Annotated in this window: 1 tRNA gene and 1 rRNA gene; both read left to right on the top strand. The window is 47.3% G+C overall.

Annotated features, from left to right (window positions below):
• Positions 1-67: ribosomal RNA gene (locus G5358_RS21610) — 16S ribosomal RNA — on the top strand; the annotation flags it as partial.
• Between the two features lie 200 nt (positions 68-267).
• Positions 268-343: transfer RNA gene (locus G5358_RS21605), tRNA-Glu, on the top strand.
• Positions 344-501: the final 158 nt, after the last annotated feature.

Genomic DNA, 501 nt, shown 5'->3' with positions numbered 1-501 from the left:
ATTCATGACTGGGGTGAAGTCGTAACAAGGTAACCCTAGGGGAACCTGGGGTTGGATCACCTCCTTACCTTAAGATGACGAAGTTGTTGAGTGTTCACACAGATTGCCTTGATTCAAAGTAGTTAGAGCAAAGACCTGATGCGAAAGCGTCAGTGCTTGTTCAACCCACGGTTGAACAAGAGAAGCCCTTTTGTTGGGTATTGGGACGTGAATAATGGCGCAAGTCGTTACCCAATCACCTGCGCGCAAGCGCAAAGACAAATCCGGGTCCCCTTCGTCTAGAGGCCTAGGACACCGCCCTTTCACGGCGGTAACAGGGGTTCGAATCCCCTAGGGGACGCCACTTCTCTTCTTGCTAACAAGAATGCAGACATAAGCAGTCATGTTTATGTCTGTTTTCTTCGGCCTTGCGCCGTTGCAAACATGCTCTTTAACAATCTGGAAAGCTGATTTAAAAAGTAGTTCTCAAACATTTGTTACAAGTGCTTTGGAAACTTCTTG

The organism is Aeromonas sp. 604176, assembly GCF_049170755.1.
GTDB classification, from domain to species: domain Bacteria; phylum Pseudomonadota; class Gammaproteobacteria; order Enterobacterales; family Aeromonadaceae; genus Aeromonas; species Aeromonas veronii_A.
Note: the sequence above shows the minus strand (reverse complement) of the source record. Positions and strands in the feature narration are given on the sequence as shown.